Genomic DNA, 14,183 nt, shown 5'->3' with positions numbered 1-14,183 from the left:
GGGGCGGTCAGGCCTTTCAGGTCGATTTGCCGTTGGCGCTCAGATAGCCGTTTGCCTCAAGGTACGCAATAATCTGGTCGGCGCAAGCCTCCGCCGACTTCTCGGCCGTCTTCACATGAATTTCCGGGACCTCCGGCGCTTCATAGGGGCTGTCGAAGCCCGTGAAGTTCTTGATCTCGCCAGCCTTTGCCTTCTTGTAAAGGCCCTTGGGATCACGCTCGGCGCAAACCTCAATCGGCGTGTCGACAAACACTTCGACAAATTCGCCGCCCGCCACCAGCTCACGCACCATGCGGCGCTCGGCCCTGAAGGGCGAAATGAAGGAGGTGAGGACCACAAGGCCTGCATCCACCATCAGCCGCGCCACTTCGCCGATCCGGCGGATGTTTTCCACACGGTCGGCGTCGGTGAAGCCGAGGTCCTTGTTGAGGCCATGGCGGATATTGTCGCCGTCGAGGATATAAGTGTGCCGCCCACGAGCAAACAGGCGCTTCTCGACAATATTGGCAATCGTCGACTTGCCCGACCCCGAGAGGCCGGTGAACCAAAGCACCGCCGGGCGCTGGTGCTTCATCTCGGCGCGCGCGTCCTTGTTCACGTCAAGGGCCTGCCAGTGGATATTCGAGGCGCGGCGCAGGGCAAAGTCGATCATGCCGACGCCGACCGTATTGTTGGTCAGGCGGTCGATGATGATGAAGGCACCCATGTCACGGTTCTGGGCGTAGGGGTCGAACGCGATCCGGTCGGAAAGGCTGACGTTGCAGACGCCGATCTCATTGAGATCTAGCTTCTTCGCAGCCGTGTGTTCGAGCGTGTTTACATTGACCTTGTATTTCAGGTCGCTGATCTGCCCCGGCAGCGTGCGGTTCGCAGTCTTGATCAGGTACGGCCGGCCCGGCAGCATCGGCTCGTCCGACATCCAGATGATTTTGGCTTCGATCTGATCGGTGACTTCCGCCGGATGATCCTTGCCGACGATCACGTCGCCGCGGCTGGCGTCCACTTCATCCGTCAGCGTCAGGGTGACGGCTTCGCCAGCCACCGCCTCGTCCAGATCACCACCGTGCACGACGATGGACTTGATGGTGGTTTCGACCGCCGACGGCAGGATTTTCACCCGGTCGCCAGGCTTCACGGTGCCACCGGCGATCGTGCCTGAAAATCCGCGGAAGTCGAGGTTCGGGCGGTTCACCCACTGTACGGGCATCCGGAACGGGCCGCTCTGGCGCGCGTCTTCCACCTGAACGGTTTCAAGGTGATGCATCAGCGTAGGGCCGTTGTACCAGGGCATTTCGGGGCTCGGCGTGAGGATATTGTCACCCTTCAACGCCGACATCGGGATCGCCGTGATATTGAGCGCGCCGAGCTCCGCCGCAAAGGTACGGTATTCGGCCTCGATATCGCGGAACACATATTCCGAGTAATCCATGAGGTCCATCTTGTTGATGGCCAGCACCACATGCTTGATGCCGAGAAGCGAAGCGATAAAGCTGTGACGGCGCGTTTGCGTCAGCACACCCCGGCGCGCATCGATCAGCAGGATGGCGAGGTCGGCGGTCGAGGCACCGGTTGCCATGTTGCGCGTATATTGTTCATGGCCCGGCGTATCGGCCACGATGAACTTGCGCTTGTCGGTCGAGAAGAAGCGGTAGGCCACATCGATGGTGATGCCCTGCTCGCGCTCGGCAGCGAGGCCATCCACCAAGAGGGCGAAGTCGATCTCCTGCCCCTGCGTCCCCATCTTTTTGCTGTCGCTTTCAAGAGCCGCCAGCTGATCCTCGAAGATCATCTTGGAATCATAAAGAAGCCGCCCGATGAGGGTCGATTTGCCGTCGTCCACCGAACCGCAGGTGATGAAGCGCAGCAGCGACTTCTCTTCCTGCGCTTTCAGGTAGGCATGGATATCGGTGGCGATCAGGTCGGACTGGTGCGACATCAGAAATAGCCCTCCTGCTTCTTCTTCTCCATGCTCGCGGCAGCGTCATGGTCAATCATGCGGCCCTGACGCTCGCTTGTCGTCGTCAGCAGCATTTCCTGGATGATTTCAGGCAGCGTCGCAGCGTGGCTTTCAACGGCACCCGTCAGCGGATAGCAGCCAAGGGTACGGAAGCGCACGGTGCGCATCTCGGGTACCTCGCCGGGCCTCAGCGGCATGCGGTCGTCATCTACCATGATCAGCGTGCCGTCGCGCTCCACCACCGGGCGTTCCTTGGCCAGATACAGGGGCACGATCGGGATCTGTTCAAGGTGGATATATTGCCAGATATCAAGCTCGGTCCAGTTCGACAGCGGGAAGACGCGGATGCTTTCCCCCTTCGACTTGCGGGCATTATAGATCGACCACAACTCGGGGCGCTGGTTCTTCGGGTCCCAGCGATGCTGGGCCGAGCGGAAGGAGAAGATGCGCTCCTTGGCGCGGCTCTTTTCCTCGTCACGGCGCGCGCCACCGAAGGCTGCGTCGAAGCCGTATTTATCAAGCGCCTGTTTCAGCGAGGCCGTTTTCATGATGTCGGTATGGACCGCCGAGCCATGCGTGAAGGGGCCAATGCCCTGTGCCACACCTTCCTGATTGATATGGACGATAAGATCGAGACCAAGCTCGGCAGTGTAGCGGTCGCGGAACTCGATCATCTCCCGGAACTTCCAGGTCGTGTCCACATGCATCACCGGGAACGGCGGTTTCGAGGGGTAGAAGGCCTTCATGGCGAGATGGAGCATCACGCTCGAATCCTTGCCGATGGAATAGAGCATGACAGGGTTCTCGGCCTCGGCCACGACTTCCCGCATGATCTGGATGCTTTCGGCCTCGAGCCGCTTCAGGTGTGTCAGCGTCTTCATGTGCTACCCGGTCTTACTGAGAGGGCGACCCGGAAAGGCCGCAAATGTCCGGGGGTTGTAGCGCAGTGCAGCAAAGCGACGAAAGCGAAAAATTCTTTATGGGCCGCCAACCTTAGCTGCCACCGATCACGCGGGCGTGACGACGACCGCAGACGATGCATCGGGGTCATCCGCCCCGCGCACGATGTCAGTAGGCACAGGGAAGGGGCGAGCTGCGGGCGGAAATGACAGGCGGAGTGCTGCTGCGTCTGCCGACGCGTGCCATTCCGTGTGGGCCTGATGATAAAGCGCGCGATTGCCATGGAGCGTGCGATCAAGCCGCATGCCATCGGCCTCCCACGTGAAGCCCGAGCCCACACCTGTCGTCAGCGAGCCCGAGCGCAGAAGCCCGGTATAAAGGACGTGATAAAGATTATGCACGGCGCCGTATCCGAACAGCCTGCGCAGCCGGTACTGAAACTCGGTGTCCGCCGCAATCCGCACGCAGTCAAAGAAACCGGCTTTCTGAAGCACCGGCCGGCGGCGGATCATGGTCGATATCACTGCGTTCCGGTCCGTCTTGCCGTCGACCGTAAAAAGCCTGCCGTCCTCATCCACCCGTTGCCAGCGCACCGTGCAGGCCATGGCGTTGGGATTGGCGATCATATAGCCAAGCTGGATGCGGATACGGTCGGGGTCCGACACGTCGTCGCTATCATGAAAGGCCACGAAGTCGGTATCGGCCTGCGCGAGACACCAGTTTTTGGACCAGTAGGTGCCATGATTGCGACTGGAGCGTACCACCGTAAGGCGCGTGTCCGTTGCCGCCAGTTTCAAGAGGATTTGGGGCGTTTCGTCCGTCGAGGCGTCGTCGATCACCATCAGCCGCAGGTTGGTGTGGCTCTGGTCAAGCACGCTCCGCACTGCCTTCTCGATCAGGTGACCTGTATTATAGGCCGTCATCACCACGGTCACCGGCACATCGGCGTTTACGCTACCCGCCGCCAGCAGTCGTGCGCGCTCCCGGTCCCGCATCCGTGCCCCAAGGGCGCGCAAGGGCGCAAACCGGCTGTCAAGGCAATAGCCGACCGGATGCGTTATCAGTTTGCGCCAGCGGGTGGAAAGCGTGCCCGGCACCGAGTGTTCCCCTGTCTATTTGAGAAGTGCGGAGAGGAGATAGCGCAGCTTGCGCCCCTTGCCCAACAATTTGTCGATGGGCCCGCGTGCGGCCACCCGCTTGCCCTTCTTCGCGGCCTTGGCCATCGCCTCTGTCAGCGCTTCGGGGCTCGTGGAGCGTCCAGACGGCCATTCCACATAGCGCGGATAAGCAACAAGCGAACCGTAAACCAGCGCCTCAAGCGGCAGCGCACGACCACGTCGCACCAGTGCGGCTGCCATCCGGTCGGTCGTCAGTCCCCAGCCGGCATAGAAGGGCATGCCATAGGTGACAACCGGTATGCCGCGCAGGATGGCCTCGAAGCCCGTCTGGCTTGTCATGGTGTGCACCGCGTCCGACGCCTCGAGGCAATCGATGATATCGGCGGCATCAACAATCTCATCCGCGCAGGAAGCGAGGGTTTCGTCGGCGACCGCACCTTCGCGGTTACCACTCACCACATCCGGATGGGGCTTGTAGACGATATAGGCATCAGGTTCCGCCGCTCGCACAGCCTCCAACAGTGCACCGTTCGAGGAAATCTCGGGCGACCCGAAGCGGAGCGAGGCGTCCCCCTCTACCTGCCCCGGTACGAGGATCACCTTGCGGCCCATCGCCTTCGCCTTGAAATCAAGGTTGCCACGCGCGCCGACATTATATTTCGACAAGCGCAGCGACAGGATCTTGTCCGTCAGCGCCCGCCCCCGCGCCAGATCGCGGTCTGAAAATTCGTGGGTAGCGAGAAAGGTTTCGAGCAAACTGGCCCGCCCGCCATCATAATAGATACCTTCACCGTCAACGACGAGCGAGGACGGACGGCGAAGGTCGCTCCCAAGCCCCACCGAGCGCAGGAACCCGTCCTCGATCCGCCATACGGGTACTTGGGGCGGCAAGGTTTCGACAAGCCTGTCGAGCTTACGGCCCCACACCGCAATTGCGTCGCCGGGCGCGAAGGTCACTTCAGCGAGTGCCGCTTCGGAAACGAAACGCACGCGCCCTGCCCCCGGCTCCAGGAAATTGCCGATGAAGCCGCGCTTCCACAGGCTGAAATCAACGGCATAGGTCGTCTTCGCCGTGATGCGGGGCACCTGGCGCTCGGCCACGAGCAGATCCAGCACATGCTCCAGCTCCACCGGCGTGCGGGTGTAGGGGTCGATATAGCGGCAGTATCCGATGCAGGCCGCCGCAAAAAGCTCTGCCCTGCTGCGCTTCGCGGTGCGGCGCGCAATGGGCTGGCGGTCATCCGTGAGCCCCCAGCCGGCATAGAAAGGCTGGCCGAAACACACGACCGGCTTTTCGGCAATCAGCCCCTCGAAGCCCATCTGGCTGGTGGTCACATAAACCTTCGCGGCCCGCTCGATGAGCGCGAGCGGCGCACAGTCATCGGCAATCAGCCGCACATTCCCCGCATTTGATTCAGGTCCGAAATGACCCTTCTTTTGCCCGGCCAACACATCGGGATGCACTTTCACAAGGATCAGCGCATCCGGATTTTCGCCTTTTGCCGCTTCAAGCATCGCCGTGAAGGTCGCGGCGGACGCCCCGCCAAGCTCGATCGACAGATCACCTGCCGTCTGGTCCACCACCAGCACCATCGGGCCCTTGTGGCCTTCGATCAGCGCCTGTGTCTCGGGGCTGATCTCGAACCGGCCCTGATTATATTTCGATAGTCGCCAGCGCCGGATAAGCGCCATGGCGGCTTCCGCCCGCTCCAGCAGGCTGGCCGGAAACGCCTCTCCCGAATTCAGTATGGCCTCAAGCTCGCTCGGGCGGCTGGCGTCATAATAGATGCCCTGCCGGTCGACGATCAGGCTCAGGCGGCGCGGGTCCCGGCTCGGATGGGTCAGATATCCGATGAAACCGTCTTCAAGCGTGATGTAGGGCAGCCCGGTGCGGGCCGCTTTCGCCCGGATATGTTGGCCGTTCAGTTTCACGCCCCAGCCCGCGAGCGTATCGCCGGGCCGCGCACCCCAGTGTCCGCGCCGGACGGGCGCGCCCAGAAGCTTCCGGATCGCCTTGTCCTTGGCCATCGTGGAGGTGATGGGGGTGAGAATGCGGCCGGTCATGCGTCAGCCTGCGAGAAGGCGGCGCACCGCTTCAAGATCTTCGGGGGTATCCACGCCCGGCGGTGGCGCTTCCGGGATCACTTCCACCCGGATCGTCATGCCGTGCCAAAGGGCGCGAAGCTGTTCCAGCATCTCTACCGATTCCGTCGGTGCAGGCGGCAGCGCGGTCAGCCGCTTCAGCGTTGCGACACGGTAGGCATAGAGCCCGATGTGCCGCAGATAGGGGAAGCGGGCGAGATCGATGCCGTCCCCGTCCCTGTCGAACGGTATGGCTGCACGGGAGAAATAACTCGCGTGCCCCGTGCCTGTCGTCACGATCTTGACCATGTTCGGATTGGCAACATCCGCCGCCGCCGTGAAGGGACAGCCAACCGTTGCCATATGGGCGGTCGCATCTGCCTCGAGCGCCGCGCCTACAAGGCGGATGAAGGGCGCCGGCAGCAGAGGCTCATCGCCTTGCACATTCACCACGATCTCGTCGTCCTCCCAGCCAAGCGCGGCTGCCACCTCGGCAATCCGGTCGGTGCCCGAGACATGATCGGCGCGCGTCATCACGGCCTGACCGCCAAAGGCGGCAACTGCGGCGGCGACACGATCATCGTCCGTCGCCACATACACATTGGCAGGAGCCGCCACCTCAAGCGCGCGGTCGACCACATGACGGATCATCGGCTTGCCCGCGATATCGGCAAGCGGCTTGCCCGGCAGGCGGGAAGAAGCGAAACGGGCAGGAATGACAACTTTCATCTGGGCCCTCAGTTCGTTGCCTTGCCATCGAAAAGTGCAGCAAGGCTGGTGCCTGCAAGCCCGGCCAGATGCTCGCACGCGTCGCGTGCTGCGCCCTGCCCCCCGCTTCGCCGCGTAATATGGTGGGCAATCGCCTTCACCTCGGGCACCGCATTCGCCGGCGCAATGGCGAGCTTCACCGCCTTCATCACGGCCAGATCAACAAGATCGTCGCCCATGAAGGCGCAGTCAGAGAGCGTGAGGCCCGTATCTGCGCAGATATCATTCAGCGCCGCCACCTTGTCCGATGCCTTCAACCGCCGACGTCGGACGCCCAGATCATCGAGCCGCCGCTCAAGTGCGGCACTCTGGCGCCCCGAAATCACCGCAACCTCGATACCGAGCTTGGCCAGAAGCTTCAGGCCAAGTCCGTCCTCGACATGGAAGATCTTCAACACTTCACCGTCCGCGCTGTAATGGAGCGTCCCGTCAGTCAGGACACCATCTACATCAAGCGCGAAAAGCTTCACCATCCGGCTCAGTCCGTCACAATCGGCGCAAAGCCCTTGACGAGGTCGTCAATAGCTTTCATCTGCTGCAGATAGGGCTTCAGCTTATCAAGCCGCAGGGCGCAGGGCCCGTCACATTTCGCCTGTGTCGGGTCCGGGTGGCTTTCAATGAAGAGCCCGGCAATGCCAAGCGCCATGCCGGAACGTGCAAGGGCGGCCGCCTGACTGCGGCGGCCGTCGGCGCTGTCCTCGCGCCCGCCGGGACGCTGCAGCGCGTGGGTCGCATCGAAAATCACCGGCGCCATGGATTTCATGCTGTCCATCCCCAGCATGTCGACGATCAGGTTGTTGTAACCGAAGCTGCTGCCGCGTTCGCAGAGCAGGATATTGTCGTTCCCGGCGTCCTGGATTTTCTTGATGATATGGCGCATCTCGTGCGGGGCCAGAAACTGCGGCTTCTTGATATTCACCACAGCGCCCGTCTCCGCCATCGCGACCACAAGGTCGGTCTGGCGGGCAAGGAATGCAGGCAGCTGGATCACATCGGCCACTTCGGCTGCAGGGGCTGCCTGATGGGGCTCGTGCACGTCGGTGATCACCGGCACGCTATATTTGGATTTGATGTCCGCAAGTATCTGCAGGCCTCCATCCAGCCCCGGCCCGCGGAACGAATGGATCGACGACCGGTTCGCCTTGTCGAAAGACGCCTTGAAAACATAGGGAATGCCAAGCTCGCGGGTCACCTCCACAAAATGGGCGCAGACCTCGTGAGCAAGCTCGCGGCTTTCCAGAACATTCATCCCGCCGAACAGCACGAACGGCCGCTCGTTGGCGACAGCGATTTCCTCGCCAATCATGACAGCGTGACGCATGGGGGCATCAATCTCCTTCAAGCTGCATGGCTATCCTGTCGGGCGTAAAAGCGCAAGCATGCGCTACGCCCTGTCCCCGGGCAAATGCCATGCGACCGATCTTTCCTCTGGCCCTTCAACGACAAGACTGCACGTCAGCGGCAGCGGCGAAAGCCGGCGGGTCACCGCCCAGACATCTACAGGCATGGGGGCTGCAAGTGTCGGCAGAAGCTTGCCGTCCCTGAGCTTCACCAAGGCTTCCTTGCGCGTCCAGATATCGAAAAAAGATTGTCGGGCTTCATCTTCCGGCAAGCGCGCCAGCATTCGCGTTTCGTCCGCGTGATAGCGCCGCGTTGCTGTCCGCCGCCAATCGAGCGCACGGCCCGGCGCCTCGATATCAAGGCCGACGGGCACGCCCTGGCTGACCGCCACCGCCACCCAGGCACCACCTTCATAGTGAGTGTGACTGACGGAAAAATACGGCCCTTTGCCCCCCGCAGAGGCCAGCGCCACGCGCCCTGCCCCCGATTGCGTCAGCACCACATTTTCAGGCGACAGCTCCAGCAAGGCACCCAGCATCCGGCGCAGTAGGGTCCGCCCGCAGGCGAAAGCCCGGCCCGCCTCAGGATCCATACCCGCATGCCGGCCCCGTTCCGCCACGCTCAGAAGCGTCAGGTCGGCGAGGGCAACCGACACTTGCTCAAGCCTTATCTCGATATCAGCCAAACGGATCCTTCCCCAGATAGAGTGCCGCCTCGGCAGCCCTGCGACGAACAAGTCCCGGCAGACGCCTGCCGCCCGCAAAAATCCAGCGCCTGAATTCCATCACTGCAGTTGTATCGTTCTCCCTCACCTTGCATCGCAAGGTGGACGCCCGATAGGCCGCCGCGCCCACGTTATAGACAAAGGAGCCAAGTGCCACAATCTGCGCATTCACCAGCTCAGCAGGTTGTGAAAGCAGGATCGCCTTCTCCATCGCAATATCAAAATCCCGCATGAGCAACCATTCCGCCTCGTCCGGTGATATTGCCGGTGTCGCCGCACTCACCCGGCAACCGTTGATGTCGTAGATCGAGCCCCAGCCAAGCGTCCAGATACCGATAGGGTCACGCATCGGCTCCAAGAGTGGGGTTCGCCGATCGCCGTCATGCAACCCTTCAAACCGTTTGATGAAATCGATGCCTTCGCTCACCGCATATTGCCCTGCCGCCTGAGCGCGCGGTCCACGAACCAGAAGGCGAGGATCGAGGAAAGAATTGCCATGTCCGCCTCCGTCCATGCGCCCAGAAGTGTCGCCACAACGCTGCCTTCGGTGCGATAGGCCGCAATCAGGGTTGCCGACTTGTAGGCGGTGTAAAGGAGCATCCACCAGTAAGTGACCAGCGGACGAACGAGTGCCGACAGCGCGTCCGCGATCCAGATGCCGGTTCGCTTCCCTTGCGCCTTGATCGCTTCCATCATGGCATGCAGTTCGCTCGTCCTTTCGGTCACGGCAAGCTCAGCCATCCGCATGTCGACCTGTCGTTCGGCAGCGTCATAGCCAAGCTTCGCCATGCGATATTCGTGCTCGCGGTCCGCTTTTGAGCGGAAAAGACCGATGATTTCCGGGGCAAGGCGGGTGAGCGCCCCACCGATCAGGCTTTCAAGCACCATGCTATTTTCCCCCGAACCAGCCGCTGTGTGCGCTCATCACCGCACCAAGTGCGATGAATGCCCAGAAAAGCACCCGCCCGAGCTGCCGCATGAAACCCGCCCGCACATGCCGCCAGTCGGACAGCATACTGCGCAGGTCGCGCACGTCCTCGCCAGCGTCGGCGTCATGCAACCCCACACCTTCGAGCGCACGGCGGGCGCCAAGTGTTGCGGCACGCTCAAGCATCGCTTCCAGGCTTTCGGGGCTCAGCACCACCAGCCCGTCAGCATTTTCGAATGGACCGGATTGTTCCATGTCTAACCTCCTCAGCTTGCCGGGATGGGCCAGGTGATCGTGGCCATGATCGTATCGATTTCAGACCGGCTTTCAGCGGCAGCAACCTGCTGTTTGGAAGCGATCCGCACCGCCTCCACCGACGCGTTGAACGCGTGCCATTCCCTCGCCATGGCAAGGTAAAGTGCGGCAACATCGCCGGGCGTGGCCGCATCGATGCCCGTACCCGCCGCTATATAGGGATAGTCCTCAAGATGCCCTTCCGGGCTACCGCCGGCGGCCACTTCCGCCACGAAACGCCGGGCTTCCTCTTCCTTGGCTTTGTAGGTGGCATCAATCGCATAGCCAGGGCTGCCAATCAGGCGCCGGGCCCGCCCGGCACTTTCATCGATCTTGTCGAAGGTCTTCGTCTTGACCGTGCTCAGGTCCGTCTCCGGCCGCGGGTCAAACACAAAGCCCGGCTGCGTCGGATCGGACAGATCGACCAGATAGTCCTGCGGGTGATCGAGCGGGGCAAGCCACCCCGACAGAAAGGCGCTACCTTCCTCAAGGATCGGCGGCACCAAGCCGAAGTCCACGCCGCGCCCGCCAGTGCAGGGGGCAATGACCCTCATCGTCAGGGGGTCGTAAATGGTCCCGACAGAAACGGTCATTTGTTCACCTTTCTGGCCTGAATCTCGGCATTGGTGACCTGATAGTCCCAGCCGGTATCAATGGGCGCGATTTCGATATAATAAGTGGCCGAGGACGAGCCCGCGCCGCCATCGAAATCCACGTAATTCAAAACGAAAGTCCGGTAGACGTCGGTTACAAAGATCGGCATTTCAGCCGGCCACGAATTGTTCCGCCGCAGCCGCATGATGCAGCGATATCCGTTCCCCCAGCCCGATCCGCCTTCAGTGTGCCGGATACGCAATTCTGCCTGGATCAAGGCCATCCGGTTGTTCTGGATCGCGGTGCTGGTGATCGTCGTGTTGCCGCTCACGGTTCCGCTGGTGCTGGACGACGAACCGCCGTCTTCTTCCGTAACGGCACCCTTGACGATATGGGCGCCCTGTACCGCTTCGCTCGCCAGATATCCGGACGTGATGGGGCCGCTCGATGGCAGGCCGCTGTTTCGGGTCGCGTTGTTTTCCGGCTTGCCACCGTCGTTCGCAACGCCGGACCAGTTGGCCGTCTTGCCGAGGTTGGCACCATCGGCAAGCTGACTGGTGCTGGTCACATTGTTCGCCCCTTGCTCCACGTCCGTCCGTGTCGGCAGGGGTGGTTGCGGGACGGCACCCAGATTGAGGAACGGGCGACGCCCCTGCACATAGCCGGCAACGACGCCCGGATTGTCGTTCTGGCGCTGCAACTGCAGTAGGATGGTGACTGTGTTTTCCGGAATGACGAGCCCGCCCCGCATCACGCGGGACCATGCCCCTCCCGTATCCTTCACACCTGTCGAATAGGCACGGATCGTATGGCCGTCTGCTCCGCGGAAAACGATGGTGCTGCCGCCCTTTCGTTTGCCGGTTTCGGTTCTCACTTCGCAACCGAAGCTCACGACGTCGCCCGGTGACAAGCCCTCGTTCGCCAGGGTAATCACGCCGAAATTGTCTTCGCTCGCCGAATTATCGCTGGCCGTCACAGCCGAATAATACTGGTCGGCAATATTGCCGGTGACCTCGGCGGGCTCGACGGCATTTGCGTCGCCAAGCCCAGAACGCCCGGCTGCGATGTAATCGATCAGGAAATCATCTTCGTTCGGTGTGGTATCAGGCTCGAAACGCAACTGCCTGATTTTCCCCGACCAGCCCGTGTGTTGCGACAGGTCGAACACGTAAGTCGTCCAAGTGTCCGGGCCAAGCCGAGGCCTTGTCGTAATAGCATACGACCGGCCCGCATAATCCCAGTCACTGTCACCAGACCGTTTCCACAATAACCGCGGGCGGGCGTTGGCGAGCGCCGCACCAGCGGGGCGGCTGGCTCGCACCTGAAGCAGCGGATAGGCCCCGGCATCGAGTTTCAGATTGTCCGGACTGTCGATGCCGCACGGATTGCCTTCAGGCACGTTGCGCGTCACCCGCAAATATCGCGTTTCAAGCGCCACGAGCGAATTGTGCGCTTCCCAATCAGCTTCAGCGTCCTCATAGCCCCCAAAATTCCAGTATCCGTTGGGGGCCGGGAAGAACTGGTTGTCGGCCGTCACGTCCGCCCAGTCATCGGGCTTGCCGTCGCCCTCGATATCGTCCCATACGACCGTGCCGCTGCCGGCCACATCGGGGCTCGTGACGATAGCCGTTGCCGCCGGACCGATGAGCCCGTTGCCCAGCACATGGCGGGCACGCACCTCCAGCGCCATATTCTCCGGCACCTCCAGAAGCACGTCATTGTCTCCGCGAAGCGCCGATCCGCCGGCCCGCCACACGCTCGTGCCCGCCTTGCGGACATCGACAATGGTGGAGGCAACTGTCGGCCCCGGTTCATTCCAGCCGACATTGATTGCTGCCGTCTCGCTGCCATCCGTATTGGCAAGCGTGACGGGGCTCAGCACAAGGCCGGTCACTGCGGTGACTTCCCGGCCACTGACGCTGCGAAGGGCGGGGTTGGCATTCTGGTCCAGCTCTTCGGTCGCCGGATCCCAACCATAGATCGAGGCATCTTCCGCAACGAGCCCCAGCCGCACCATGAGCGGCTTACCCGCGGCAGGCGGGATTGTTTCATGCTCGACCACGCGGAAATCTTCGCTGCTGGCATCGAACCCGAGCCCCGAGTGACGCACGATCACCACGTCCATCGGCTTGACGAGCAAGCCTTTGGCGCCTGTCTCCAGGGTCATCACAGCCTGCCGGGCTTGCCCGAGCGCGATCTTGGCGTGGCGCTGCGCTTCGCGGTGATCCTGGCAGAGGGGCAGATGCAGGTTGAGGACAACCTCGCCTTCAACGGCCTGTGCAGCACTATTCACAAATGCCGGAAACTCTGCGGGCTCGAACCCGGCCTCAGGGTCGATGAAAGTGCCGCGAACCTCGTTGTAACGCTGGCCGGACGGCAGCATCGCGGAGAAGGTCGCTGCGATGATATCGTCGTCGTCAAACGTCACGGCGGTGGCATAGCCCGCGCTGCCCGCATGGATCACCAGCTTGCCGCCAAGCCATTGCATGCGGCCGCTCATCGCCGTCAACATCAGGCGCAGGTTCTCAAGCTTCGGGCGCGCACTGTCGATCACGCCATTGAGGCTGTAGCGAGGGATCGCACCGCCCGCCTTCACGCCGACGCTTGTATCGCAGACCGCAGCGGCCGCCATGAGGGCCGGAACATCGATTTCGTCGATGGGCACGGCGTTGCCAAGCGCATCGTCGGGGTCGAGGAGAAAATCGAGGATGCACAGCGCCGGGTTGGTGGAATATTCCCATGTAGCGGGGTCATCAAGCCTGTGAGCGCCCGCACCGCCTGCGACACTATCGTCCTTGCGCGGGTCATACAGCCGCTTGCCAAGCACATCGATAGAACAGCGGCGCAACTCCCCCGCGCCGTATGGGAACTTGGCGTTATCGTATAGCGCCTTGACAGCGTAATAGGCGATGCCGAGCCCCTTGTGCGTGCTCGTCCAGCCTTGGCCGGCCGTCACAAGCACAGGCTCCGCCGCTGTCTGGCGGCCGTCGTGGGTGTATAGCCACAGGTTTCCGGCGAGATCGCCCGTCGCGGCCCCAGCACTGAAACTGACCGGCTGATCCCCCATCCTGAACTGGCCAAAGCCGTGAACCGGGTGATCCGCCACCGCGCGGACGAAAACGAGCGTGTCATTCGGGATGTCGTTGCCGGCCGACGTGTCATATTCCTCGATAAAAACTTCCGCACCGCCGACGCGCACGCGGCCATAGATGGCCTTCCGGGTGTCGACGCTGTTGGTGATCGGGGTCTTGGCGTCAGCCTGCTGGCCCATGTCCCGCGCACTGGGTGCCAGCACGCTCGACAGAAGGCCCATTCCGGCACCGAGCACGGCACCGGAAGCCGCGATGGCCGCATAGCCGCTGAGGCCGATAAAGGACGCCTTGCCCAGTTCCACCCCGAGCCAGGGATTGCCCGTCGCCACTGTTGCCACCGCAACAGCCGCCACAAACAGTGCGGATTTTACGATCTTGCCCATCC

Annotated in this window: 13 protein-coding genes; all 13 read right to left on the bottom strand. The window is 62.1% G+C overall.

Annotated elements, in window-relative coordinates:
* Nucleotides 1-16: 16 nt before the first annotated feature.
* Complete coding sequence (gene cysN / locus OU694_RS00190) at nucleotides 17-1,936, bottom strand: sulfate adenylyltransferase subunit CysN (RefSeq protein WP_308908986.1); 1,920 nt, start codon at nucleotides 1,934-1,936, stop codon at nucleotides 17-19.
* Nucleotides 1,936-2,838 (bottom strand): sulfate adenylyltransferase subunit CysD, encoded by a 903-nt coding sequence (gene cysD / locus OU694_RS00185; protein WP_308908985.1) that lies wholly within the window; start codon nucleotides 2,836-2,838, stop codon nucleotides 1,936-1,938. Before cysD ends, cysN begins: the two co-directional genes overlap by 1 nt.
* Before the next feature lie 126 nt (nucleotides 2,839-2,964).
* Complete coding sequence (locus OU694_RS00180) at nucleotides 2,965-3,954, bottom strand: glycosyltransferase family 2 protein (RefSeq protein WP_308908984.1); 990 nt, start codon at nucleotides 3,952-3,954, stop codon at nucleotides 2,965-2,967.
* A gap of 15 nt (nucleotides 3,955-3,969) precedes the next feature.
* On the bottom strand, nucleotides 3,970-6,039 hold the full coding sequence (locus tag OU694_RS00175) for a capsule polysaccharide biogenesis protein (RefSeq protein ID WP_308908983.1): 2,070 nt from the start codon (nucleotides 6,037-6,039) through the stop codon (nucleotides 3,970-3,972).
* Nucleotides 6,040-6,042: 3 nt separating this feature from the next.
* A complete protein-coding gene (gene kdsB, locus OU694_RS00170; protein WP_308908982.1) occupies nucleotides 6,043-6,786 on the bottom strand; it encodes a 3-deoxy-manno-octulosonate cytidylyltransferase in 744 nt (247 codons plus the stop codon).
* Between the two features lie 8 nt (nucleotides 6,787-6,794).
* A complete protein-coding gene (locus tag OU694_RS00165) occupies nucleotides 6,795-7,298 on the bottom strand; it encodes a KdsC family phosphatase (protein WP_308908981.1) in 504 nt (167 codons plus the stop codon).
* A gap of 5 nt (nucleotides 7,299-7,303) precedes the next feature.
* Nucleotides 7,304-8,146: a 3-deoxy-8-phosphooctulonate synthase gene (gene kdsA, locus OU694_RS00160; protein WP_308908980.1), complete on the bottom strand. Its 843-nt coding sequence runs from the start codon at nucleotides 8,144-8,146 to the stop codon at nucleotides 7,304-7,306.
* A gap of 63 nt (nucleotides 8,147-8,209) precedes the next feature.
* The gene (locus OU694_RS00155) at nucleotides 8,210-8,851 is read right to left on the bottom strand and encodes a 4'-phosphopantetheinyl transferase family protein (protein WP_308908979.1); all 642 of its coding nucleotides are present in this window, start codon (nucleotides 8,849-8,851) and stop codon (nucleotides 8,210-8,212) included.
* Nucleotides 8,844-9,317, bottom strand: coding sequence for a lysozyme (locus tag OU694_RS00150; protein WP_308908978.1), 474 nt, complete (start codon nucleotides 9,315-9,317; stop codon nucleotides 8,844-8,846). Before OU694_RS00150 ends, OU694_RS00155 begins: the two co-directional genes overlap by 8 nt.
* Complete coding sequence (locus tag OU694_RS00145) at nucleotides 9,314-9,778, bottom strand: hypothetical protein (protein ID WP_308908977.1); 465 nt, start codon at nucleotides 9,776-9,778, stop codon at nucleotides 9,314-9,316. Before OU694_RS00145 ends, OU694_RS00150 begins: the two co-directional genes overlap by 4 nt.
* Before the next feature lies 1 nt (nucleotide 9,779).
* Nucleotides 9,780-10,073: a DUF6127 family protein gene (locus tag OU694_RS00140; RefSeq protein WP_289504856.1), complete on the bottom strand. Its 294-nt coding sequence runs from the start codon at nucleotides 10,071-10,073 to the stop codon at nucleotides 9,780-9,782.
* Between the two features lie 11 nt (nucleotides 10,074-10,084).
* A complete protein-coding gene (locus tag OU694_RS00135; RefSeq protein WP_308908976.1) occupies nucleotides 10,085-10,705 on the bottom strand; it encodes a hypothetical protein in 621 nt (206 codons plus the stop codon).
* Nucleotides 10,702-14,181, bottom strand: a complete 3,480-nt coding sequence (locus tag OU694_RS00130; RefSeq protein ID WP_308908975.1) for a phage tail protein — start codon at nucleotides 14,179-14,181, stop codon at nucleotides 10,702-10,704. Before OU694_RS00130 ends, OU694_RS00135 begins: the two co-directional genes overlap by 4 nt.
* Between the last annotated feature and the right edge of the window lie 2 nt (nucleotides 14,182-14,183).

Origin of the sequence: Pseudokordiimonas caeni, from assembly GCF_026719705.1 — a bacterium.
Taxonomy (GTDB): domain Bacteria; phylum Pseudomonadota; class Alphaproteobacteria; order Sphingomonadales; family Kordiimonadaceae; genus Gimibacter; species Gimibacter caeni.
This window is presented reverse-complemented; position numbering and strand designations above follow the sequence as displayed.